Origin of the sequence: Bradyrhizobium sp. SZCCHNRI1009, from assembly GCF_032487575.1 — a bacterium.
Taxonomy (GTDB): domain Bacteria; phylum Pseudomonadota; class Alphaproteobacteria; order Rhizobiales; family Xanthobacteraceae; genus Bradyrhizobium.
Window position 1 is genome coordinate 33,593 of record NZ_JAUEUL010000014.1, and the last position, 23,285, is coordinate 56,877.

A 23,285-nucleotide genomic window follows, 5' to 3' on the forward strand; every position below is an offset into this window, starting at 1 on the left:
GGATCTCCCTCGGTGCCAGCAGCCGGTCGGCGCGGCGTTGTCCTGTATTCGTCGATCGTAGGGTGGGTTAGCGCAGCGTAACCCACCGCCTCTCGCAACACGGCGGGTTACGCCTCCGGCTAACCCGCCCTACGGTTGTCACACCCGCTCGATGATGGTCGCGGTGCCCATGCCGCCGCCGATGCACAGCGTCACCAGCGCGGTCGCCTTGCCGGTGCGCTCGAGCTCGTCGAGCACGGTGCCGAGGATCATCGCGCCGGTGGCGCCCAGGGGATGGCCGAGCGCAATCGCGCCGCCATTGACGTTGATCTTGTCCTTGTCGATCTCGAACGCCTGCATGTAGCGCAGCACAACCGAGGCGAACGCCTCGTTGAGCTCGAACAGGTCGATGTCCGACTTCTTCATGCCGGAGCGCTCGAACAGCTTCTCGGTGACATCGACCGGGCCCGTCAGCATCATCGCGGGCTCCGAGCCGATATTGGCGAAGGCGCGGATTTTCGCGCGCGGCTTCATGCCATACTTCGCGCCTGCCTCCTTGCTGCCGAGCAGCACCGCACCGGCGCCGTCGACGATGCCCGACGAATTGCCGGCGTGATGCACGTAGTTGACGCGCTCGATCTCCGGATGCGACTGGATCGCCACTGCGTCGAAGCCGCCCATCTGCGCCATCTGCACGAACGACGGCTGCAACTGCGCCAGCGACTGCATCGTCGTCGACGGACGCATGTGCTCGTCCTTGGCGAGGATGGTCAGGCCGTTGATGTCCTTGACCGGCACAACCGACTTGTCGAAGCGGCCTTCCTCCCAGGACTTCGCGGCGCGCTGCTGGCTCTGGACCGCATAGGCGTCGACGTCGTCGCGCGAGAAGCCGTATTTGGTCGCGATCAGGTCCGCCGAGACGCCCTGCGGCATGAAGTAGGCGGGCACCGCCATCGACGGATCCATCGGCCAGGCACCGCCGGAAGCACCGATGCCGACGCGGCTCATCGATTCCGCACCGCCGCCGATGACCAGCTCATGCTGGCCGCTCATGATCTGCGCCGCGGCGAAGTTCACGGCGTCAAGGCCGGAGGCGCAGAAGCGGCTGATCTGAATGCCCGGAACGGCATCGCCGAGACCCGCATTCAGCGCGGCGAAGCGCGCGATGTCGGAGCCGGCCTCGCCGACCGGATCGACCACGCCGAGCACGACGTCGTCGACCGCGTCCTCAGGGATGTTGTTGCGGTCCTTCAGCGCCTTCAGCGGCACGGTGGCGAGCGCGAGCGCGGTCACCTCATGCAGGCTGCCGTCGGCCTTGCCGCGGCCGCGGGGAGTCCGTACGTGGTCGTAGATAAAGGCCTCAGGCATCACGCCCTCCTCATCTGGTCCAATTTGTCGTTGTCAGCATGGAACGATAGCCGGCACGCGGTGCGCACCGGCCTTTGCTCCGAAATCAGAAGGCTTCCGCCGGCAGTTCCATCACGGTCGCGCAGCCGGCCTGCAGGCGGGCGAGATGCGCCGCCGTCTCTGGCAGCACGCGCTCCATGAAGAAGCGCCCCGTCACCAGCTTGGTGGTGAGATAGGTCGAGCTGTCACCGGCCGCAATCTTGTCCTGCGCGACCTTCGCCATCTTCGCCCACATGTAGCCGAAGGTGACCAGCGCAAAGAGATGCATGTAGTCGGTCGCGGCGGCGCCGGCATTGTCCGGCTTGGTCATCGCGTTCTGCATCAGCCAGGTCGTGGCCTGCTGCAGATGGCCGAGCGCGGTCGACAAGGGAGCTACGAACGGCTTCATCGCGTCATTGCCGCCCTGCTCCTTGGCGAAGGTCCCGACCTCGTTGAAGAACGCCATCACCGCACGGCCGCCGTCGCGCGGCAGCTTGCGGCCGACGAGGTCCAGCGCCTGGATGCCGTTGGCGCCCTCGTAGATCATGGCGATACGCGCATCGCGCACGAACTGCTCCATGCCGTGCTCGGCGATGTAGCCGTGGCCGCCATACATCTGCTGCGCCTGGACGGCGTTGGCGAAGCCCATGTCGGTCATGTAGCCCTTCATGACCGGCGTCATCAGGCCCATGTGGTCGTCGGCCGCCTGGCGGTCCTTCGGGTCAGCCGAGCGGTGCGCGACGTCGCTCTTCAGCGAGGTCCACACCACCATCGCGCGCGCGGCCTCGTTGAAGGCGCGGATCGACAGCAGGGTGCGGCGCACGTCGGGATGCACGATGATCGGATCGGCGGCCTTGTCCGGCGCCTTGGCGCCGGTCAGCGAGCGGCCCTGGATGCGCTCGCGCGCATAGGCCACCGCGTTCTGATAGGCGACCTCGGATTGCGCGAGACCCTGCACGGCGACGCCGAGCCGGGCCTCGTTCATCATCACGAACATGCCCTGCATGCCCTTGTTCTCTTCGCCAATCAGCCAGCCGGTGGCGTTGTCGTAGTTCATCACACAGGTCGAGTTGCCGTGGATGCCCATCTTGTGCTCGATCGAGCCGCAGCTGACGCCATTGCGCGCACCGACCGAGCCGTCGGCGTTGACCATGAACTTCGGCACCACGAACAGCGACACGCCCTTGATGCCGGCCGGCGCACCCTCGATGCGGGCGAGCACGAGGTGGATGATGTTGTCCGCGAGGTCATGCTCGCCCGCGGAGATGAAAATCTTGGTGCCGGAGATCTTGAAGCTGCCGTCGGCCTGGCGCACCGCCTTGGTGCGCAAGAGACCGAGATCGGTGCCGCAATGCGGCTCGGTCAGGTTCATGGTGCCGGTCCATTCGCCGGCGACCATCTTCGGCACGTAGGTCTTCTTCTGCTCCTCATTGCCGTGCACGATGAGCGCCGCGGTGGCGCCCATGGTGAGGCCGCCATACATGGAGAACGCCATATTGGCCGAGCACTGGAATTCGTTGACGGTCTGGCTGAGCGTCACCGGCAGGCCCTGGCCGCCATATTCGGTCGGCGCCGACAGGCCGAGCCAGCCGCCTTCCTTGATCTGCTTGTAGGCTTCCTTGAAGCCCTTTGGCGTGGTCACGCTGCCGTCGTCGTGGCGCTTGCAGCCTTCGAGGTCGCCCACGCGATTCAGCGGGTGCAGCACCTCCTCGGCGAGCTTGGCGGCTTCGCCGAGGATCGCCTCGCGGACATCGGCCGAGGCATCGGAGAAGCCCGGCAGATTGTCGTAGCGGTCGATCTGGAACACGTCGTTGAGCAGGAAGGTGACATCTTCCACGGGGGCTTTGTAGATCGGCATCGGCGTCTCCGGCAGGAAGGCTGAAGTTTCAGACGGGAATTCCACGGACGCGGCAGGCAATGCAGGCCGCGGACTTTAGCGGGTTTGAGGCACTTGCGGCAGCCGTCACGTTGCGGCCGTCGGTCACGTCACGACGGCTTGCTCATCGCGGCGAGCTGTTCGCCCATCAGGCGGTGCAGCAGGTTGATCGCCTTGAGCGGGCGCACCATGACCTTGAAATGGGTGATCAGACCGGCGTCGTCGAAGCTGATGATGTCGACGCCGTTGAGCTTGATGCCTTCGATCTCGTTCTCGAATTCGAGCACGGCGCCCGTGGCGTTACGCCACTCCCCGACATACTTGAATCCGGGACCGCCCAGGACTTTCTCAGCACTTGCGAGGTATTTGAAGGTGATGTCGCGGCCGCGCTGCGGCGTATGCACGACGGGACTTTCGAATACGGCGTCCGGGTGCAGCAGCTCCCGCAAAGCGCCGAGATCGTGAGACCTCATATAGCCGTACCATCCATCGAGGCCGGTCATTGTCATTGGGCGTCTCCTCGGGGCGGAACAGGCCAGCACCACAACCACCCCATATGCACATTGACGCATATGCGCCAGTGTGCATAATGTCAAGCGTGGAGCGGGGCAGAACACGATCAGAAAAACGGGAGCAGTTTCCGGCCATGGCCCTCGGCGACGCCATCCTCGCCTGCCTCACCGAACATCCGATGACGGGCTACGAGCTCGCCAAGACGTTCGACTCCTCGATCGGCTTCTTCTGGAAGACGGACCACCAGCAGATCTATCGCGAGCTGTCGCGGCTGCGCGACCGCGGCTACATCCAAGGTCGCGAGGTGGTGCAGACCGGCAAGCCCAACAAGCTGGTCTACACGTTGACCCCCGAGGGCCGCGCGGCGTTCCGCAGCTGGGCGGCGCGGCCGAGCACACCGGCCTCGACGAAGGACGATCTTCTCGTCCGGCTCTATGCACTGGGCGCCGCCGACATCGGGCCGATCCGGGCCGACCTGATGGCGCGGCTGGAACATCATCGCGACCGCGCCGAGCGCTACGACCGCATCCTCAAGAAGCATTACGCTGATGGCAGCGTCGCCCCGGCCGATATGGGCAAGCTCCTCAACCTGCGTCTCGGCCTGCGCCACGAGCGCATGGTGGCGGAATGGTGCGAAGAGGCGATCACCGCGCTGTCGACGATATCCGGCGCGAGCAGCGTGCGGCCGCTCGATCCATCATCACGCGAAAATGCCGGCTGATACGCGCCGTTTGACAGCGCAAAACTTCTGACCGCGCCGGCGGTAAACTTAACGCGTTATTTACCGTAAAAGTCAAAAGTCGGGACCTGGAGCAGACGATCTGCGCGGACCCGTTCATGTTCATGTCCGGGACGCGTGGGGAGGCTGGAGGCGCTTGGTGGAGCGCTGGAAGCGGAACCGGACGAGACATGAATTCGCGCGTACCGTGGAGTAATGAAGGCATCGACCCGTCCGTCCGTGAAAGGGCCGAGGCCGCGGCGCAACGCGCCGGCATGACGCTGAACGACTGGATCAACTCCACGCTCGGCGCATCGGCCCCGCCCGATTTCCGCGGCAGCCCCGCGCCACGCAGCACGCCGACCGTCAGCCGCGATGCCCGCGAGGTGACCGACATCCATCAGCGGCTCGACTCCATCGCACGGCAGATCGAGCAGATGTCGCGCCCCGTCGCGCGCAAGGATGCGCCGCGCGACGAGCAGGGCGTCGCGCGCCAGCTCAACGACGCGATCTCGCGGCTCGACGCCCGCCTGTCACAGATCTCGACGCCGCTGCGCAAGCCGGACACCGAGGACCGCTATCGTGGTCCTGACGGCGTCGAGCGCGCCGCCGCACAGCTCTACCGGCCGGCCCAGGCGCTCAGCGCGGGCTCGTTCGACGTGGCCGTCGCCGAAATCAGCGCCCGCCAGAGCGAGCTCGACAATGCGCGCCCGCTGCCGCCGCACCAGGCGCCGCCGACCGCGCCTGCCATGGCATCCGCAGCAGCGCCGCTGATGACCCCGATCAGCGCGCCGCTGACGCCGCCGCAACCGGCGGCACCCACTCCCGATTTCTCGCTGCTCGAACGCCATCTGCTGAAGATCACGAGCCAGATCGAGGCGCTGCATCGCCCCGAGGACGGCATCGAGCAGTCGATCGCCGGCTTCCGCAACGAGCTCTCCGAGATCCGTCACGCCATTACCGAGGCGATGCCGCGCCGCGCGATCGAGTCGATCGAGAACGAGATCCGCTCGCTGTCGCGCCGCATCGACGAGAACCGCAACACCGGCGTCGACGGCCAGGCTCTGGCCGGCATCGAGCGCGCGCTGACCGACATCCGCGAGGTCGTCGGCTCGCTGAAACCTGCCGAGCAGCTCGCCGTCTATGACGAGGCGATCCGCAATCTCGGCGCCAAGCTCGACCTGATCCTGCGCGCCAATGACGACCCCGGCACCGTGCAGCAGCTCGAAAGCGCCATCGCGGCGCTGCGTGCGATCGTCGCCAATGTCGCCTCCAACGACGCGCTGGAACGGCTGTCGGACGATCTCCGCCAGCTGTCGTCGAAGGTCGACCAGGTCACGCAGGCGCGCGACAATCACGACTCGTTCCACGAGTCGTTTGCGGCGCTCGAACAGCGCATCGCCGCGCTGACCTCGACCCTGGAGAGCCGCGAGCCGCCGGCGGCCGCGCCCGACAACACCGCCCAGATCGAGGACGCGCTGCGCGGCCTGTCCGACCGGATCGACCGCCTGCAGGTCGGCAGCGACGGCTCATCGGCGATCACGCATCTCGAACAGCGGATCAGCTACCTGCTGGAACGGCTCGAAGCCGCCAACGACCCGCGCGGCGGCAACATGACCCGGGTCGAGGATGGCCTGCAGGACATCCTGCGCTATCTCGAACGGCAGCAGGCGACCTTCGCAGCGCTGGCGGAGAGCCGGTCGCAGCGCGAAACGTCGCATGACGGCGGCCTGATCGACATGGTCAAGCGCGAGCTGTCCGACATCCGCTTCAGCCAGACCGAGACCGACCGCAACACCCAGGACTCGCTCGAGGCCGTCCACAACACGCTGGGGCACGTCGTCGACCGCCTCGCCATGATCGAAGGCGACCTGCGCAATGTGCGCGCCACCGCGAGCCCGCCGGCCGCGCTGCCGCCGCTGGCGCCGCCAATCGAGTCGCCGATGCCGGCCGCACGCGCGACGGCGCCCCAGGCCTATGCCGAGCCGGCCAGGCCAGAGCCTGCCTACCGCCCGGAGCTGCCCAATCCGGCGGCCGAGGAGCCAGCGGGACAGATTGTCGCTCCGGCCGCGGGTCAACAGGCGTTCGCAGCGGCCTCGCGCGACTTCCACGCCGCGCAGGCGCCATCGGCTGCCATGCCGCCGCCGATTCCGCCGAAGGCGATCGCCGACATCCTGGAGCCGCACGCAGCGCAGGCGCCCCGCCCGACCGTCATCGTCCCCGAGCTGCCACCGGATCATCCGCTCGAACCCGGCACCCGTCCGCCTGGCCGGACCGCATCGCCCGCCGAGCGGATCGCCGCGTCCGAGGATGCCCTGAGCGAGCTTCCCGCCGGCAAGCGGGAGCCGGTGTCGACATCGAGCTTCATCGCGGCTGCGCGCCGCGCGGCGCAGGCCGCGGCGGCCGCACAGCCTGTAGACGCCAAGAAGGCGAAGAAGGACAAGCCGAAGGACAAGGCCAAGGAGCCGCCGAAAGACCTCCCCAAGGACGTCGCCAGCGACGCTGTCAAGCCCAAGGCCAAACCCAAGGACAAGCCGACGTTCGCTCTCACCGCCGAGGGCGACGAAGAGGTCTCGACCATCGGGTCGAAGATCCGTTCGCTCCTGGTCGGTGCAAGCGTCGTGGTGATCGTGCTCGGCACCTTCAAATTCGCGATGTCGCTGCTCGACAGCGGCAGCACGCCGCCGCCGATCTCTCCGATGGAGACTCAGGGCGAGGCGCCGCGCGCGCAGATGCCGTCGGCCTCGCCGAGCCTGTCGCCGCGGCCGACGACGCCCGACCAGAGCGCGCCGTCGTTGACCTCGCCGACGCCGCTCGACCGTCAGTCCTACAATCGGGCCATGCCGAGCGAAGCGGAGACGATCGCGATGCTCGCGATCCCGCAGGACGTCGAAAAGCCAGCCACCTTACCCGCTGCCGTCCCTACTGACGTCACCGGCACGATCCCCACCGCTGCCAACGGCCAGAAGCTCGGTTTGGTGCAGGTGCCCGCCTCCGAGAAGCTGCCCGATGCCATCGGCGGACTGGCGCTGCGCAATGCCGCACTGAAGGGTGATCCGACCGCCGCCTACGAAGTCGGCGTGCGCTTTGCCGAGGGCAAGGGTGTCGCGGCGAACTATGAGGAAGCCGCGAAGTGGTATGACCGCGCGGCGCAGGCCGGGCTGATCCCGGCGGTCTTCCGTCTCGGCACCTTCTACGAGAAGGGCCTCGGCGTGAAGAAGGACGCCGACATCGCCCGCCGCTACTACGTGGTCGCCGCCGAGCGCGGCAATGCCAAGGCGATGCACAATCTCGCCGTGCTGGACGCCGACGGCGGCGGCAAGGGCGCGAACTACAAGAGCGCCTCGCAATGGTTCCGCAAGGCCGCCGAGCGCGGTGTCGCCGATAGCCAGTTCAACCTCGGCATTCTCTATGCCCGTGGCATCGGCGTCGAACAGAACCTCGCCGAATCCTACAAATGGTTCACCCTGGCCGCAGCGCAGGGTGACGTCGACGCAGGGCGCAAGCGCGACGATGTCGCCAAGCGGCTCGATGTCCAGTCGCTCGCCGCGGCCAAGCTCGCGATCCAGACCTTCACGGTCGAACCGCAGCCCGACGACGCCGTGAACGTGCCGGCGCCCGCCGGCGGCTGGGATGGCACGCAGGCGATCGCGAAGGCTGCCGCCGCCAAGGCGGCCCTGGCGAAGCGCGCGGCGGCGACGGCGCCGCGCTGACACGGGTATAGCGCCCCCTCTCGACATGGACGAGCGCTCGCGCGCAGCCCAAAAAAATCCTCCCGGCTTGCGATCGCGCCGCCATAGTGTCGCGCGGTCGATCGATATAGGTTGTCGCGGCGGATCATCACGAGCGCCGCGAGGAGCATCGACAGGTGTCAGCGGGGAACGAACAACAGGACGGCGCGCACTTCCTGCAGTCGCCGACGGGGCCCCGCGTGCCGCCGCGGACCACGGCGAACGTCGTCGCTGCTCCGCCTCCTCGCCAACGAATGCAGCAAGTGACCGACGGCTATCCTGCGGCGTTCCGATGGCGCCGGCTGGCTTCCGTCATCTTCTTCGTTGCAATCGTGCTCGGCGGGGGCATTCGCGCCTACCGCGACCTGTCGCGGCCTGACGCCTGGTCGTTCTGGAAGGATCAGTACATTTCGCCAAGTCTGTCGGCGGCGCTGGTCGCCGACCCCGTCCTTGCCGGGCTGGGCGACAGGCGCGCCGTGCTCGCCGTCAGCGGCCCCATCGGACCAGCGGCGGCCGGCTGGCTGCGTGAGCGGATCAGCGAGGCCCGTCTCAAGCCGGGTGACGTGATCCTGCTGTCCTCGCCCGGCGGCAACCTCGACCAGGGGGTGCTGATGGGCGAGATCATCCGCGCCCACGGACTCGCGACCGCCGTCGGCGTGGCCGACAATGGCGGCCGCATCCGTCCGGGATTCTGCGCCAGCGCCTGCGTGTTCGCCTTTGCCGGCGGGCAGACCCGCTACGGCCTCGATGGTTCGGCGCTCGGCGTGCACCGCTTCACGTCGGAGGCCCGCGGCGCCGACGCGGTCGCCGACACCCAGCGCGTCACCGGTGCCATCCTCGGCTACATGACGCGCATGGGCGTATCGTCGCAGGTCATCGAGGCGATGTCGCAGACCCGCGACATCCGCTGGCTCGATCCGAGCGATGCCGAGGCCATGAGGCTGGTGACCGCGCAGCTCAAGGCCCTTTGACCGAGCCCTCAGAACCCCACGCTCGGCGTCGGCGGATGTGACTTCGGGCGGGAATGACTGATCCCTTCGCTGCGATTTTCGGTTATGCAGGAGCTTGGCGTCCTGCATGGCATGCGCGGGATGCTCGCTCGAAGGATGGCAGAGGCCGCGCGGATGCAGATTTATCTTCCGATCGCCGACATCCCGGTCAACATCTTCCTGTTGCTGGCGATGGGCGCGGCCGTCGGCTTCGTCTCCGGCATGTTCGGCATCGGCGGCGGGTTCCTGATGACGCCGCTCCTGATCTTCGTCGGCATCACCCCAGCAGTTGCGGTCGCCTCGGTCTCCAGCCACATCGCCGCCTCGTCGTTCTCCGGCGCGCTGTCCTATTGGCGGCGGCGCGCCATCGATCCCTCGCTGGCCTCGGTGTTGATGATCGGCGGCGCGCTCGGCACGGGGCTCGGCGTCGCCACCTTCACCCTGCTGCGGTCGCTCGGCCAGCTCGATCTGATGATCGCGCTGTCCTATGTCGCGCTGCTGACGAGCGTCGGCGGCACGATGTTCTGGGAAGGCCTGCGCGCGATGATGCGCGCGCGCCAGGGCGCGGTCGCGACCGTGCGGCGTCCGGGCAGCCATGTCTGGATTCATGGCCTGCCGCTGAAGATGCGCTTCAAGCGCTCGAAGATCTACGTCTCCGTCATTCCGGTGATCGCCATCGGTCTGATCATCGGCTTCCTCGGCGCCGTGATGGGCATCGGCGGCGGCTTCATTCTGGTGCCCCTGCTGATCTACCTGCTGCGTGTGCCGACCTCGACCGTCATCGGCACCTCGATGGTCCTGACGCTCGCGACCATGATGATCGCGACCATGCTGCACGCGATGAGCAATCATCTGGTCGACGCCGTGCTGGCGCTGATCCTGATGGTCGGCGGCGTCACGGGCGCGCAGTTCGGGGCTCGCGCCGGCCAGATGATCCGCGGCGAGCAGTTGCGGCTGCTGCTCGGCCTGCTGATTCTCGCCGTCGGCATCCGGTTCGCGATCGAGCTCGTGATCAAGCCCGACGACCTGTTCACGATCCGCGAGACCGAGATCAGCCAATGACGCCGCTCCGCCTCGCCAGCCTTATCGTCATGCTGCTGCTGGCCGGCGCCGCATCCGCACGCGCCGAGCGCCTGATCGTCTCGGTCTCCAACCATCGCGTGACGGTGACGCCGAACTATTCCGGCGAGGAGCTGGTGCTGTTCGGCTCGGTCGAGAAGGACATCCAGACGCCGCCGGGCCGCACCGCCTATGACCTCGTCGTCACCGTCCGCGGACCGCGGGCCGACATGGTGACGCGACGCAAGGAACGAAAGTTCGGCATCTGGATCAACACCGACTCCCGCCAGTTCCTGAAAGTGCCCGGCTATCTGGCGCTGTTCGCCAACCGCCCCTTCGATGCGATGGCCGCGCCCGAGGTGCTGCGCCGGCAGCAGCTCGGACTCAACAACGTGCTGCTCACGCAGCGCGTCGGTCCCGACTATGCCGATGTCGTCCCGAACGACGCGTTCCGCAGCGCCTTCGTGCGGCTGCAGTCGCAGCACGGCCTGTACCGCGAGGATACGTCCGCGGTGACCTTCCTCACGCCGACGCTGTTCCGCACCGGAATCCCGTTGCCCGCCGCGGTCCCGATCGGCACCTACGAGGTCGAGATCAAGCTGCTCGCCGACGGCGCACTGGTCACCAAGACCGAGACTGCGTTCGAGATCGTCAAGGTCGGCTTCGAGCAGTTCGTCGCGGCCTCCGCCAAGCAGAACGGCTTCGTCTATGGCCTAGTCACCGCCGCGATGGCGCTGATGACGGGATGGATGGCGTCGATCGTGTTCCGAAGGGACTAGTCGCTGTGCGAGGTCAGCGTTCGATCACCGTCCGCACACCTGGCTCCAGCAGCTTCAGCCGCGCCCCGAAGCCGAGTACGTCGAACGTGTTGCGCAGGTCCTGCGCGCTCTGCCGGAAATGTGCCCAGCCATCGGTGTGGACGGGAACGATCAGCGCGTCAGAAAACACCCGGGCCGTCTCGATCGTGTCGTTGGTGTCCATGGTCAGGTGGAACGGCCCGCGCGTCTGCGCCGCGCCAGCAAACGGCAGCACGATTCCCGCACGAAAGCGCCGCGCCACCTCGGCGACGCCGTCGTAGAACACGGTGTCGCCGCTGACATAGATCGGCGCAGACCCTTTCGACTGCAGCACGAATCCGATGACATCGCCCGCGACCGGCTCGATGCCGGCCGGACCGTGGCGCGCCGGGGTTGCCACAACCTTCAACGACCTGCCATTCTTCGTCAGCTCGGTTTCGCTCCAGGGCGCGAGCCCTTCGGCTGACGCACCGAGCCGTATTGCACCGATCTCGGTGGTCAGCACGCGCCGCGCACGGGACAGGAAGGCCCGTCCGCCATGATCGAGATTGTCGGAATGCTGATCATGGCTGAGCAGCACCGCGTCGACGTCGCCGACCGCATCTGCCGTCAGCGCCGGTCGCGAGAGCTTCTCCAGGGTGACGTGCGGCAGCTGATATGTGCCGGGATCGTCGAAGGTCGGATCGGTCAGCAGGCGGAAGCCGTCGATTTCGATCAGGGCGGTCGGGCCGCCGATCAGCGTAATCGCAACGCTCATGCTTGTGCTCCCACCGTGCGGGCCGGAGCCCGCGTGACCAGATAGATCCCGAGCGCGACGGGTATGACGCCGAGCAGATCCTGCAGCGCCACGTGCTCGCCGAGCACCACGAAGGCGAAGATCATCGCCAGCGGCGGCATCACGAAGTGATAGGCGCTGGCGGCGGTCGCACCGCAGACCTTCAGGAGGTGAAACCAGAGCACGTAGGCGAGGATCGAGCCGCCGAGCACCAGGAAGGCGAACGCACCGATCAGTTGCGCATTCAGCACGATCTCGCCCACGTGCGACACGCCCAGCGCCACCGGCCAGAGCACCAGCCCGGCGGAGAGATTCTGGATTCCGTTGCCGACCCACAGGCTGCCCTTCGGCGCGAGCTGCTTGAAGAGGATGGTGCCGGTGACGATCGAGGCCAGCGCCGCCAGCGTATAGAGGATGCCTTCGAGGTGGTCGGTGCCGACGGACATGCGGTGCCAGACGATCATGGCGACGCCGATGGTGCCGAGCGCGAGGCCCGCGACCTTGCGCAGGGTCAGCGGCTCGCCAAGCAGCAGGGCGGCGAACACCGCGGTGAACACCGGATTGGCCGAGACGATCAGGCCGCCGAGCCCCGCCGACACCGTCTGCAAGCCGGTGTAGCCGAGGCCGAGATAGAGCGCGTTGTTTGCGATGCCGATGATCGCGAACACGGCCGCATCGCGCCAGCTCATGCGCAATTCGCCCCGGACCGCGGGCATCGCGAGAATGAGCACGCCGGCGAGCGAGAACCGCGCGGCGAGCAGCAGCAGCGGCGGACAATAGGTGACGCCGATCTTGCCGGCGACGAAGGCGAAGCTCCACAGCAGGCAGAACAGGCCGATCTCGAGCGGCAGCAGGTTCGATTTCACGGGGCTCACCGCAACGGAGGATACGGACGACATCGGGGATCTCCTTCGTCGTCGGTGTAGGGCCGTTCTTTCCCATCTGGAAATTAAATGATAGACTGAAACTCAGTGGTTTTCCAAATGGAGGCCAGGAATGCTCGATCTGGACCTGTTGCGCAGCTTCGTCTCGGTGGTCGAGGCGGGCGGCTTCACCCGCGCGGGCGAGCGTGTCCATCGCACGCAGTCGACGATCAGCCAGCAGATCCGGCGGCTCGAGGACGATCTCGGCCAGACGCTACTCAACCGCGACGGCCGCGAGGTCACGCCGACCGAGGCCGGCGAACGGCTGTTGTCCTATGCCCGCCGCCTGCTCGCGCTTGCGGAGGAGGCCCGCGACGTCGTGGCACGTCCGGGTCCGGCCGGCGCGGTGAAGCTCGGCATTCCCGAGGACTTCGCCGCCTATCGGCTCGCCAAGCTGCTGGCTGCATTCTCGCGCGCCCACCCCGATCTGCGGCTCGACGTGCGCGCCGACCAGAGCCTCAACCTCAAGCGCGACATTGAGCGCGGCGACCTCGACCTGGCGCTACTCAAGCGCGGCGTCGACGACAGCACGGCGGCGATCGCAGCATGGCCGGAGCAGGTCTATTGGGTGACCAGCAAGAGCCATCCGGTCAGCCTCGAGGCCCGCTCGCTGCCGCTGATCGGCTTCCCGCTCGGCTGCATCTATCGCACCCGCGCGATCCATGCGCTGGAGAGCGAGGGACGCGCCTGGCACATGGCCTACACATCGTCGAGCCTCGCCGGCATCCAGGCCGCGGTCGCCGCCGGCATGGGACTGAGCATCCTGTCCGAGATGTCGGTGCAGGCGGAGCACCGCGTGCTGACGGCCCGCGAAGGCTTTGCGCCGATCGACCGCACCGAGGTCGCGCTGGTCGCCTCGCCCGACGCCAGCCCGGCGACGCTGCGGCTCGCGGACCGGCTGGCCGAGTTCTGCGAGAAGGTGCAGACGAAGGCGGCGTGACGAGTATCTTGTCTACGGCTCCTGCCACCCTGCCGCCACGATGGCGGTGCGTCCCCTCTCCCGCTTGCGGGGGAGGGCTAGGGAGGGGGCCGCTCCAACGGTGGTGCGCTTGGCGCCCCTCTCCAACTCTCCCCCGCACGCGGGGGAGAGAGCGCGGCGGAGTTCGTCGCCGGCATGGTCAGTCCAACTCCGAATTTCGACTCCCGACCATCCACTGAACTAATAGCACCTCGCCGCGGCGATGCTGTGCAGCCGGGTATCTCCCAGCACATGGGCGATGAAGGCACGCTTCGGGAACAGCCTGGCGAAGGCTGCGTCGCGCACGCTCAGGCCGCCGGCATAGGCGCCGAACGCCGGCATCACCGCGCGCTCGCCGTCGGAGACGAAGCAGCGGCGCTCCAAAGTGCGCGCCCGCGTCGCCACCCGCGCCTTGGGATGCAGATGGCCGGCGATCTCGCCGCGCGCGCCGGTCGGCTCGTGGCGGAACGTCACCGCGCCCAACGTGATCTCGTCCGCAACCTCGCCGCCGATACCGCGCGGCGCCGGATCGTGGTTGCCCGTGATCCAGACCCAGTCGCGGCCGACCTGGAGATTTGCGATCGCAGCGCGGTCGTCGCCGGTCAGGCGCGTATGCGCATCGCGATCATGAAAGCTGTCGCCGAGCGCGATCACGGTGCGCGGATTGTAGTGTGCGATCACCGAGGCAAGGCGCTGGAGCGTCGCGATTGTGTCGAACGGCGGCAGCAGCGTGCCGCGCGAGGCGTAGCTCGAGCCCTTCTCCAGATGCAGGTCGGAGACAACGAGCAACTGCTGCGCGTCCCATACCAGCGCGCCGGAGAGATCGACGCGCAGCGACAGGCCGGCGATATCGAGCGCGGCGGAGCGGCCGCGCTGCGCACCACCGTGCTGATCGGGATGAGCCGAGGCGATGGCGATCGGAAGACTCACGACGGCCGCTCCTCGGGGCTGCCCCCCCTCCCCGGCCCTCCTCCACAAGGGGGGAGGGAGTAGACCTGCTGCGCCGCGCATTGCGTGCCCCAACTATCAACTACCCCATCGCTTCCTTCACGAGCTCCTCGGCAGCCTCGGCCAGGAGCTCGTCGGCGGCCTCGCCATAGACGGATTCGCGGCCGATTTCCAGCATCACTGGCACCGCCAGCGGCGAGACGCGATCGAGTTCCCGATGGGTGATTCGTCCCTCGATGCGCTGGAGCATATCACCGAGCCGCTTCAGATCGAGCAGGCCGGTGGCGGCATCGGCGCGCGCCGCGCGTAACAGCATGTGATCGGGCTGATGCCGACGCAGCACGTCGTAGACCAGATCGGTCGAGAACAGCACCTGGCGGCGCGTCTTCTCCTCGGTCGTCGACCGCCGCGCGATCAGGCCGGAGATGATGGCGCAGGAGCGGAACGTGCGCTTCATCAGCGCGGATTCGGCGAGCCATGCCTCGAGATCGTCGCCGAGCATATCTGGGTCGAACAAAGCTGCGAGGTCGAGCCGCCCCTGCTTGACCATCAGCGACATGTCGCCGAGCCCCCACACCGCAAGCGCATATTCATTGGCGACGAAGCCGAGCGGCCGGGCGCGCGCCCGCTCGAGCCGGCGCGTCAGCAGCATGCCGAGCGTCTGATGCGCGAGCCGGCCTTCGAACGGATAGCAGACGATGTAGTGCTTGTTGGAGCGCGGAAAGCTCTCGACGAGCAGCTCGCGCCGGGCCGGGATGCGCGACACGTCCTTCTGCAACGACAGCCAGTCGCGCACCTGCTCCGGCAACGCGCTCCAGGCCGTGCGGTCGTCGAGCAGGCCGCGCACGCGCTCGGCGAGATAGGTCGACAGCGGAAACTTGCCGCCCATATAGGACGGCACCTTCGGATCGGAGTCGTTGGCCCTGCTGACATAGACCTGGTCCTCGGCCAGCGCCTCGTAGCGCACGATCTCGCCGCTGAACACGAAAGTGTCGCCGAGCGTGAGGCCTTCGATGAACGCCTCCTCGATCTCGCCGAGCAGCCGGCCGCCGCGCGCGATCGCGCCGGTCGCTCCCGTGCCGCCGCCGCGCGCGCGCACCAGCCGCACCTTCAGCATCGCTTCTTCCACGATGGTGCCGACGTTCAAGCGATAGCTCTGCCGCACCTTGGGATTGGCGACGCGCCAGCGGCCCTTCGCATCCTGCTTGATGCGCGCGAACCGCTCATAGGTCTTCAGCGCGTAGCCGCCGGTGGCGACGAAGTCGACGACGTCGTCGAAATCGGCCCGCGACAGCGACGCATAGGGCGCGGTGGTGATCACCTCCGCATAGAGTTCGTCGCTGAGAAACGGCTCGGCGCAGGCGCAGCCGAGCACGTGCTGAGCCAGCACGTCGAGCGCGCCGATGCGCAGCGGCGGCGTGTCCTGAGCATTGTCGGCGATGGCGTCGATCGCCACCGAGCATTCCAGCACCTCGAAGCGGTTGGCCGGCACCAGCACCGCGCGCGAGGCCTCGTCGAGCCGGTGATTGGCGCGGCCGATCCGCTGCATCAGCCGCGAGCAGCCCTTGGGCGCGCCGACATTGATGACGAGGTCGACGTCGCCCCAGTCCACACCGAGATCGAGCGAGGAGGTGCAGACGACGCCGCGCAGCCGGCCGGCCGACATCGCGTCCTCGACCTTGCGGCGCTGCGCGACGTCGAGCGAGCCGTGATGCAGGGCGATGGCGAGGTTGTCGTCGTTGATGCGCCAGAATTCCTGGAACAGCATCTCGGCCTGACTGCGGGTGTTGACGAACACGAGCGTGGTCTTGTTCTTCTTGATCAGCTCGTACATCTCGGCCAGCGCGTGGCGCGCGCTGTGGCCGGCCCAGGGCAACCGCTCCTGGGTGTCGAGCATCTCGACGACCGGCGGTGCGGCGCCGCCGGCGACCACGACATCGGCCGCAGCGATGCCGCCGCGCGGCTGCGGCACCAGGAAGCGCGCGAGCTGCTCGGGCTCGGCGACCGTCGCCGACAGGCCGATCATGCGCATGTCCGGCGCGAGCCGCCACAGCCGTGCCAGCGCGAGCGACAAGAGATCGCCGCGCTTGGAGGTGACCAGCGCGTGCAGCTCGTCGAGCACGACGCGCTTCAGCGAGGAAAACAGGAACGGCGCATCGTCCGACGACAGCAGCAGCGCCATCTGCTCGGGTGTGGTCAGCAAAATGTCCGGCGGATAGCGGCGCTGCCGCTGCCGGCGCGACACCGGCGTGTCGCCGGTGCGGGTCTCGACCTTGATCGGCAGGCCCATCTCGGAGATCGGCGCCTCGAGATTGCGCGCGATGTCGACCGCGAGCGCCTTGAGCGGCGAGATGTAGAGCGTGTGCAGGCCGGTGGAGCGAACGACGGATCGCCCCGTTGAAATCACCTTTGCAGCTGCCGGGTTGGTTCCTGCTACTCGCGAAGACGAAGGATCGGGATCCGCGGCAGTGGACTCGCCGGATTCGTGCGAGGCGTACCGGCGTGAAGGCGCGGGACTCATCGATACTTCCGCCGGAGGCCCCCCTCCCCGCCCCTCCCCCACAAGGGGGGAGGGAGAGGAGAGAGCGGATTGTTTGGCGCGAGCAGATCGGTCATTCGACGCAGAGGCCGAGCCCAATTCCACCAAGGTTGGCAGGAACCCGGCGAGCGTCTTGCCGGCACCGGTCGGGGCGATCAGCAGTGCCGACCGGTTGGCCCGCGCCTTGTCGAGCAGCGCGAGCTGATGCGCGCGCGGCGCCCAGCCGCGCGCCGCGAACCATTTTGCGAAATGGTCAGGCAGCGCGGCGCTGTCGTCGGACGGGACTGGTGAGACGCGGGGCGGCACCGGGGGAAGGTAGGCAGTCACGCGCGGTTCGTCGAGGGTCGGGGCGATAACACGCGATTGCCTCGACCACCTCCGCCGTCGGCCCAGCCCATGCTGAAGCGCACCAGCGCCTCAGCAAACTCCTTTGTCGTTCCTGCGAACGCAGGGACCCATAGCCACCGGCCCCGACGAGACGATGACTGGCAGTTATGCCTGACCGATTGACCCCGCGGTATGGGTCCCTGCGCTCGCCGGCACGACACCGGAGAGTGCGGCCACAGCTCCGGTGTCATCATCCGATGGAGAGAAAATCCCTACTCTGTCATCGGCTTCTCGGAGATGCTCCAATCCTTGCCGTCGAAGATCGAGATGTAGAGCGTCTTCATCGGCGTGTAGTCGTCCGGCGTGTAGGCGTAGTTGACGCCATCGAGGAAGAACGGCGAGTGGAAGCCCGCGAGCGTCGTGGCGTGCTTGAGCACGTTCTCGCGGGTCAGCGTGTCGCCGCAGCGGCGCAGGATCTCGCCCATCGACACCGCCTGGCCGTAGCCGGCATAGGCGATGGTGTTGTCGGGATCGATGTTGGGCAGGTACTTGGCGCGCAGCGCCTCGAAACCCTTGACGTCCGGGTCGTCCTTCCATTGCGGCACGCCGGCATCCTTGGAATATCGGATGGCGACGATGTCCTTGGCATTCTCGAGTCCGGCGGCCGAGAGAATCGAGCGGCCGGTCGAGCCGGCCGACAACAGCTGCAGCGGCTTCCAGCCGAGCTCGGCCACCTTGCGGATCGACTGCGACGTCGCCTTGCCGGTGGTGATGTTGTAGAACACGTCGGCGCCGGACTTCGACAGGTTGATGAGCTGGGAGTCCACCGTCGGCTCGGTGAGATCATAGGTCTGCTCCATGATCACCTGCGCCTTGCCGCCGGCATCGGCCAGCACCTTCTTGAACGGTCCCAGGAAATCGCGGCCGAAATCGTCGTTCTGATAGAGGATGCCGATCTTGGCTTCCGGCTTCACGCTCAGCACATGCTTGGCGAGGATGCGCGCCTCCGTCGGATAAAGCGGCAGGCCGGCCATGGTCCATTTGTAGTTCTTGGGGTCGTTCCACTTCGAGGCGCCGGTGTTGAGCAGGAGCTGCGGCACCCCCTTGGAGTTGAGATATTTGTGCACGGCGGTCTGCGGCGCGGTGCCGAGCGAGCCGTACAGCGCCAGCACCTCGTCCTGCTCGACCAGCCGCCGGGTCGCCTCGACGCATTTAGGCGCGCTATAGGCATCGTCCATCGTCAGGAACTTGACCTTGCGCCCGTTGATGCCGCCCTGCTCGTTCAGCATCTGGAAATAGGCCTCGCCGACACGGCCGAGCACGCCATACAGCGAACCCGGGCCGGAATGCGGAATGGTCTGGCCGATCCTGATCTCGGTATCGCTGGCGCCGGCGTCATACTTCTTCTCGGCGGCCCAGACATAGGGCGACGCGATCGTCGAGGCGCCGATGGTCGCAAGCGCGGTGGCGCAGAAATCGCGCCGCGTCAGATGTTTTTTCATTTTTGTCTCTCCCTGGACTGCCGGCATTTTTTGGCATCGGGAGAGCTGCGGCAAGAGCGAAGTTGCCGCATTGGACGCCGCGTGCAGCGCATTCAATAGCGTGTAGACTCAAGTCCTGGTGGCGACCACGGCCAGGCCGCGCACCGGCAATTGCTCCTCGGTCCGCGGCGACGCCGGCGCGAGATGGGCCAGCTTCAATCCCGCGGCCGCAATCACGCCACGGACATATTCCGCGCCATGGGCATAGCGCAGCCCCTTGCCCATGATGACACCGTCGCCGTCATGGGTCTCGACGGTGAAGGTCAGCAGCCCCCCCGGCATCAGCACACGTTGCGCCTCGCGCAACACCGGGCCGAGGTCGCCGACATAGACCATCGCATCGGCAGCAAGAATGAGATCCGCAGACGCATCGTCCTGGCGCGCCAGCCCTGCGGTCATATCGTCGACCTCGAGCCCGGCATAGAGCCCGGTGGCGCGCGCTTCCGCGATCATGCCGGCCGACAGGTCGATCCCGATGATGCTGTCGACATTCTTGGCGAACGCCGCCGCGCCCAGCCCGGTGCCGCAGCCGAGATCGATCGCGCGCTTGAAGTAGGCCGGCTTGCGCTCGGCCGCGCGCACCGCGAGCACGGCCTTGAACAGGATGTTCGGCGCCCGGTAGTTGAGCCGCTCGATCAGCTCGGACTCGAAGCGCGGCGCGTATTGGTCGAACAGCGACTGCACATAGGCCTTCGGCATATCCGACAGCGGCGCGGCACCGAGCTGCATCAGCCGCACGCCGGCGCCATGGCGGTCATCCGGATCGGCGCCCCGGGCGTTCTGGAACGCGGCGACCGCCTTGTCGGTTTCGCCGAGCGCAATCCTGATCTGGCCGAGCTCGAACCACGCCGAGGCGAAGTTCGGCGCGACCTCGATGGCCTGCTCCATCACCTCCGCGGCCGCGGCCAGATCGCCCTTCAATTGCAGGTCGCGGGCGAACTCGTAGCGGCGGTCGGCGATCAGGTCGCCGGAGGAGAGGAAGAAACGGTGGGGCATGCTGGAACCGTGGTCTGGGCGGGCTGTCATTCCAGGAGATGGATGCGCGGGTCAAGCCCGCGCATCCCGGCCGGGAATGGGACAGACTGAAAATCCGGCTGACGAGCCCTATATGAACTTGATGCGCCCGCAAGACATTCTGTTGCCCGTTCCGTCCGGCCTGTGCTGCAAGTCCGGCGGCTTTCATATCGATCCCGTGCGCCCGGTCGAGCGGGCGCTGATCACCCACGGCCATTCCGATCATGCCCGTGCCGGCCACGGCGCCGTGCTGGCGACGCAGGAGACGCTGGACATCATGCGGCTGCGCTATGGCGAGAATTTTGCCGGCAACACGCAGCCGATCGGCTATGGCGAGGAGATCAGGCTCGGCGACGTCACCGTGAGCTTCCACCCGGCGGGCCATGTGCTGGGCTCGGCGCAGATCAAAGTGTCCCGCGGCGGGACCTGCATCGTCGCCTCCGGCGACTACAAGGATGCGCGCGATCCGACCTGTACGCCGTTCGAGCTCGTGCAATGCGACGTCTTCATCACCGAGGCCACGTTCGGCTTGCCCGTCTTCCGTCACGGCGACGCGGCGCTGGAGGTCAACAAGCTGCTGGCCTCGGTGGCGCTGTTTCCCGAGCGCGCGCATCTGGTCGGCGCGTATTCGCTCGGCAAGGCGCAGCGCGTGATCGCGCTGATCCGCGAGGCCGGCTATGATCGGCCGATCTACCTGCATGGCGCGATGGAGAAGATCACGCGCTACTATCAGGAAAAGGGCATCGCACTGGGCGAGCTGCGGCCTGTGAAGGGCGTCAAGAAGGCCGAGCTTGCCGGCACCATCACGCTTGCGCCACCGAGCGCGACCTCCAACCTGTGGACCCGGCGCTTTCCCGATCCCGTCACCGCCTTCGCCTCGGGCTGGATGCGGGTGCGCGCCAGGGCCCGGCAGCGCGGCATCGAGCTGCCGCTGGTGATTTCTGACCATGCCGACTGGGCCGGGCTGACCGCGACGATCGCGGCGACCGGCGCAAGCGAAGTGTGGGTCACCCATGGCCAGGAGGACGCGCTGGTGCATTGGTGCCAGTCGCGCGGGCTTGCCGCGCGGCCGCTCGACCTGGTCGGCTACGGCGACGAGGAGGAGAGCGAAGTGGCGGCGACGGAGGACGCCGAGGCATGAACCGCTTCGCCGAGCTGCTCGACCGCCTCGCCTACGAGCCCGGCCGCAACAACAAGCTGCGGCTGCTGACGGCGTATTTCCGCGAGGTCGGGGACCCCGATCGCGGCTACGCGCTATCAGCGCTGACCGGCGCGCTGTCGTTCAAGCACGCCAAGCCGGCGTTGATCCGCGACCTGATCGCCGCGCGCACCGACCCGGTGCTGTTCGCGCTGTCGTATGACTATGTCGGCGATCTCTCGGAGACCGTTGCGCTGATGTGGCCGAAGGACGCTCCTAATGAGCAGCTCGTTTCCGGGTACCCCCCTCCCCAGCCCTCCCCCACAAGGGGGGAGGGAGCCGAGTGGCACTCGGAGCTTGCATCTCGTTCGATAGCGAACAGTAGCTCGAAAAGTGCTCTTGCCCCTCCGAGCACCACTCTCTCCGTTCCCTCCCCCCTTGTGGGGGAGGGTCAGGGAGGGGGGTCCCACACGGGCGGTTTCGCTGAAGCGCCCGCACCCGGATCTCACGCAGCGGGCCACAACAACCCGCCCCCGCCAACGCTCACCGAGGTCGTGACCACCCTGCGCACCCTCGGCAAGACCGAGATGCCACGGCAGCTCGAGCGTTGGCTGGACGAGCTCGACGAGACCGGGCGCTGGGCACTGCTGAAGCTCGTCACCGGCGCGTTGCGCATCGGCATCTCCGCGCGCCTCGCCAAGACCGCGGCCGCCGCCCTCGGCGACAAGGACCCGCACGAGGTCGAGCTGATCTGGCCGGGCCTCGCGCCGCCCTATCTCGACCTGTTCGCCTGGCTGGAAGGCCGCGGCGACAAGCCGGTCAATCGCGATCCCGCGCCGTTCCGGCCGGTGATGCTGGCGCATGCCGTCGACGACGACGACTTCGCCAACATGAAGGCAGCCGACTACATCGCGGAATGGAAATGGGACGGCATCCGCGTGCAGGCAGTGAGCGGCCGCGAGGCCGATGGCCGCGTCGTCACGCGGCTGTATTCGCGCAGCGGCGAGGACATCACGGCAAGCTTCCCGGACCTGCTGCCCTCGCTGCATCTGCCCGGCGCGCTCGACGGGGAGCTGCTGGTGGTGCGCGACCGTCGCGTGCAGAGCTTCAACGTGCTGCAGCAGCGGCTGAACCGCAAGACGGTGTCGCCGAAGCTGATGAAGGAGTATCCGATCCACCTGCGCGCCTACGACCTGCTCGGCGATGAGGAGCACGATCTGCGCGAGCTGCCGTTCGAACAGCGGCGCAAGCGGCTCGAAGCGTTCATCCGGCGTCTGGATGACCCGCGCGTCGACCTGTCGCCGACGATTGCGTTCGCGACCTGGGACGAGCTGAAGGCTGCGCGTGCCAATCCCGCCTCGGCCGGTGCCGGCGACGATGCCGAGGCGGTCGAAGGCATGATGCTGAAGCGGCGGGACGCGCTGTATCTGCCCGGCCGTCCCAAGGGGCAATGGTGGAAGTGGAAGCACGATCCGCACATCATCGATGCCGTGCTGATGTATGCGCAGCGCGGCCATGGCAAGCGCTCGTCCTATTACTCCGACTACACGTTCGGCGTCTGGACGGCAGGAGACGGCGGCGATCAGCTCGTCCCCGTCGGCAAGGCCTATTTCGGCTTCACCGACGAGGAGCTCCTGCAGATCGACCGCTTCGTCCGCCGCAACACCACCGAGAAGTTCGGTCCCGTGCGGCATGTCGTGCACGAGCCCGAGCAGGGCCTTGTGCTCGAAGTGGCGTTCGAGGGCCTGCAGCGCTCGCCGCGGCACAAATCCGGCATCGCGATGCGCTTTCCGCGCATCAGCCGGCTGCGCTGGGACAAGCCGCCGCGCGACGCCGACCGGCTGGAGACGCTGGAGCGCCTGCTGAAGAGCGAGGCGCTGGCGTGACAGCGTCTCGCGTGTCTAGACCCCAAAATGGCCTGACAATAGGGGACTCGTCATGCCCGGGCTTGACCCGCCTGCGCGGCCGTAGCCGCTTCGGCACGGCGAAGGCCCGGGCATCCATCCTCACTCGAAAGATGGATGGCCGGGTCAAGCCCGGCCATGACAGCATTGAAATGCGCGGCGATCCGCAA

Annotated in this window: 17 protein-coding genes; 8 read left to right on the plus strand and 9 right to left on the minus strand. The window is 67.3% G+C overall.

Annotated elements, in window-relative coordinates; all coding sequences use genetic code 11:
* Positions 1–138 precede the first annotated feature (138 nt).
* The 3 genes from QX010_RS22570 to QX010_RS22580 form a co-directional block, all read right to left on the minus strand.
* The gene (locus QX010_RS22570; RefSeq protein ID WP_315801552.1) at positions 139–1,347 is read right to left on the minus strand and encodes an acetyl-CoA C-acetyltransferase; all 1,209 of its coding nucleotides are present in this window, start codon (positions 1,345–1,347) and stop codon (positions 139–141) included.
* An 85-nt stretch (positions 1,348–1,432) separates the two neighbouring features.
* Positions 1,433–3,223 (minus strand): acyl-CoA dehydrogenase C-terminal domain-containing protein, encoded by a 1,791-nt coding sequence (locus QX010_RS22575; RefSeq protein ID WP_316181958.1) that lies wholly within the window; start codon positions 3,221–3,223, stop codon positions 1,433–1,435.
* Between the two features lie 128 nt (positions 3,224–3,351).
* Complete coding sequence (locus tag QX010_RS22580) at positions 3,352–3,750, minus strand: nuclear transport factor 2 family protein (protein ID WP_315717936.1); 399 nt, start codon at positions 3,748–3,750, stop codon at positions 3,352–3,354.
* A gap of 137 nt (positions 3,751–3,887) precedes the next feature.
* Between QX010_RS22580 and QX010_RS22585 the strand changes: the two genes are divergently transcribed.
* The 5 genes from QX010_RS22585 to QX010_RS22605 all read left to right on the plus strand — a co-directional run bounded on the left by QX010_RS22585 (position 3,888) and on the right by QX010_RS22605 (position 11,030).
* Entirely contained in the window at positions 3,888–4,475 is a 588-nt protein-coding gene (locus tag QX010_RS22585) for a PadR family transcriptional regulator (RefSeq protein WP_315801554.1), read from the plus strand.
* A gap of 188 nt (positions 4,476–4,663) precedes the next feature.
* On the plus strand, positions 4,664–8,185 hold the full coding sequence (locus tag QX010_RS22590; protein ID WP_316181960.1) for a hypothetical protein: 3,522 nt from the start codon (positions 4,664–4,666) through the stop codon (positions 8,183–8,185).
* Between the two features lie 155 nt (positions 8,186–8,340).
* The gene (locus QX010_RS22595) at positions 8,341–9,174 is read left to right on the plus strand and encodes a hypothetical protein (RefSeq protein WP_316181962.1); all 834 of its coding nucleotides are present in this window, start codon (positions 8,341–8,343) and stop codon (positions 9,172–9,174) included.
* 153 nt (positions 9,175–9,327) lie between these two features.
* Positions 9,328–10,254, plus strand: a complete 927-nt coding sequence (locus tag QX010_RS22600; protein WP_316181963.1) for a sulfite exporter TauE/SafE family protein — start codon at positions 9,328–9,330, stop codon at positions 10,252–10,254.
* Positions 10,251–11,030: a TIGR02186 family protein gene (locus QX010_RS22605; RefSeq protein ID WP_315801558.1), complete on the plus strand. Its 780-nt coding sequence runs from the start codon at positions 10,251–10,253 to the stop codon at positions 11,028–11,030. The genes QX010_RS22600 and QX010_RS22605 overlap by 4 nt, the downstream gene beginning before the upstream one ends.
* 13 nt (positions 11,031–11,043) lie before the next feature.
* Here the strand turns inward: QX010_RS22605 and QX010_RS22610 are convergent, their stop codons facing one another.
* Entirely contained in the window at positions 11,044–11,805 is a 762-nt protein-coding gene (locus QX010_RS22610) for an MBL fold metallo-hydrolase (RefSeq protein WP_315801559.1), read from the minus strand.
* Positions 11,802–12,722 carry a DMT family transporter gene (locus QX010_RS22615; RefSeq protein ID WP_316181965.1) on the minus strand — a complete coding sequence of 307 codons (921 nt, stop codon included), beginning with the start codon at positions 12,720–12,722 and terminating at the stop codon, positions 11,802–11,804. The genes QX010_RS22610 and QX010_RS22615 overlap by 4 nt, the downstream gene beginning before the upstream one ends.
* A gap of 97 nt (positions 12,723–12,819) precedes the next feature.
* Between QX010_RS22615 and QX010_RS22620 the strand changes: the two genes are divergently transcribed.
* Positions 12,820–13,686, plus strand: a complete 867-nt coding sequence (locus QX010_RS22620) for a LysR family transcriptional regulator (RefSeq protein WP_316181966.1) — start codon at positions 12,820–12,822, stop codon at positions 13,684–13,686.
* A 219-nt stretch (positions 13,687–13,905) separates the two neighbouring features.
* Here QX010_RS22620 and pdeM read toward each other — a convergent pair whose 3' ends face one another.
* The 4 genes from pdeM to QX010_RS22640 form a co-directional block, all read right to left on the minus strand.
* Positions 13,906–14,553: a ligase-associated DNA damage response endonuclease PdeM gene (gene pdeM, locus QX010_RS22625; RefSeq protein WP_316182065.1), complete on the minus strand. Its 648-nt coding sequence runs from the start codon at positions 14,551–14,553 to the stop codon at positions 13,906–13,908.
* Between the two features lie 181 nt (positions 14,554–14,734).
* A complete protein-coding gene (locus tag QX010_RS22630) occupies positions 14,735–17,497 on the minus strand; it encodes a ligase-associated DNA damage response DEXH box helicase (protein ID WP_316182067.1) in 2,763 nt (920 codons plus the stop codon).
* A 293-nt stretch (positions 17,498–17,790) separates the two neighbouring features.
* Positions 17,791–19,020, minus strand: coding sequence for an ABC transporter substrate-binding protein (locus QX010_RS22635; RefSeq protein WP_316181968.1), 1,230 nt, complete (start codon positions 19,018–19,020; stop codon positions 17,791–17,793).
* A gap of 108 nt (positions 19,021–19,128) precedes the next feature.
* A complete protein-coding gene (locus QX010_RS22640) occupies positions 19,129–20,055 on the minus strand; it encodes a class I SAM-dependent DNA methyltransferase (RefSeq protein ID WP_315801563.1) in 927 nt (308 codons plus the stop codon).
* Between the two features lie 121 nt (positions 20,056–20,176).
* On the opposite strand from QX010_RS22640, the gene QX010_RS22645 reads away from it, so the two are divergent.
* Positions 20,177–21,214, plus strand: coding sequence for a ligase-associated DNA damage response exonuclease (locus QX010_RS22645; RefSeq protein ID WP_410051977.1), 1,038 nt, complete (start codon positions 20,177–20,179; stop codon positions 21,212–21,214).
* Entirely contained in the window at positions 21,211–23,097 is a 1,887-nt protein-coding gene (locus QX010_RS22650; RefSeq protein WP_316181972.1) for an ATP-dependent DNA ligase, read from the plus strand. Before QX010_RS22645 ends, QX010_RS22650 begins: the two co-directional genes overlap by 4 nt.
* The last annotated feature ends 188 nt before the right edge of the window (positions 23,098–23,285 follow it).

Coding starts and splice junctions, on each gene's coding strand:
- QX010_RS22590 (WP_316181960.1), top strand. CDS start 4,664: ATGAATTCGCGCGTACCGTGGAGTAATGAAGGCATCGACCCGTCCGTC.
- QX010_RS22615 (WP_316181965.1), bottom strand. CDS start 12,722: ATGTCGTCCGTATCCTCCGTTGCGGTGAGCCCCGTGAAATCGAACCTG.
- QX010_RS22570 (WP_315801552.1), bottom strand. CDS start 1,347: ATGCCTGAGGCCTTTATCTACGACCACGTACGGACTCCCCGCGGCCGC.
- QX010_RS22645 (WP_410051977.1), top strand. CDS start 20,177: ATGCGCCCGCAAGACATTCTGTTGCCCGTTCCGTCCGGCCTGTGCTGC.
- QX010_RS22635 (WP_316181968.1), bottom strand. CDS start 19,020: ATGAAAAAACATCTGACGCGGCGCGATTTCTGCGCCACCGCGCTTGCG.
- QX010_RS22650 (WP_316181972.1), top strand. CDS start 21,211: ATGAACCGCTTCGCCGAGCTGCTCGACCGCCTCGCCTACGAGCCCGGC.
- QX010_RS22575 (WP_316181958.1), bottom strand. CDS start 3,223: ATGCCGATCTACAAAGCCCCCGTGGAAGATGTCACCTTCCTGCTCAAC.
- QX010_RS22605 (WP_315801558.1), top strand. CDS start 10,251: ATGACGCCGCTCCGCCTCGCCAGCCTTATCGTCATGCTGCTGCTGGCC.
- QX010_RS22640 (WP_315801563.1), bottom strand. CDS start 20,055: ATGCCCCACCGTTTCTTCCTCTCCTCCGGCGACCTGATCGCCGACCGC.
- QX010_RS22580 (WP_315717936.1), bottom strand. CDS start 3,750: ATGACAATGACCGGCCTCGATGGATGGTACGGCTATATGAGGTCTCAC.
- QX010_RS22620 (WP_316181966.1), top strand. CDS start 12,820: ATGCTCGATCTGGACCTGTTGCGCAGCTTCGTCTCGGTGGTCGAGGCG.
- QX010_RS22600 (WP_316181963.1), top strand. CDS start 9,328: ATGCAGATTTATCTTCCGATCGCCGACATCCCGGTCAACATCTTCCTG.
- QX010_RS22585 (WP_315801554.1), top strand. CDS start 3,888: ATGGCCCTCGGCGACGCCATCCTCGCCTGCCTCACCGAACATCCGATG.
- QX010_RS22610 (WP_315801559.1), bottom strand. CDS start 11,805: ATGAGCGTTGCGATTACGCTGATCGGCGGCCCGACCGCCCTGATCGAA.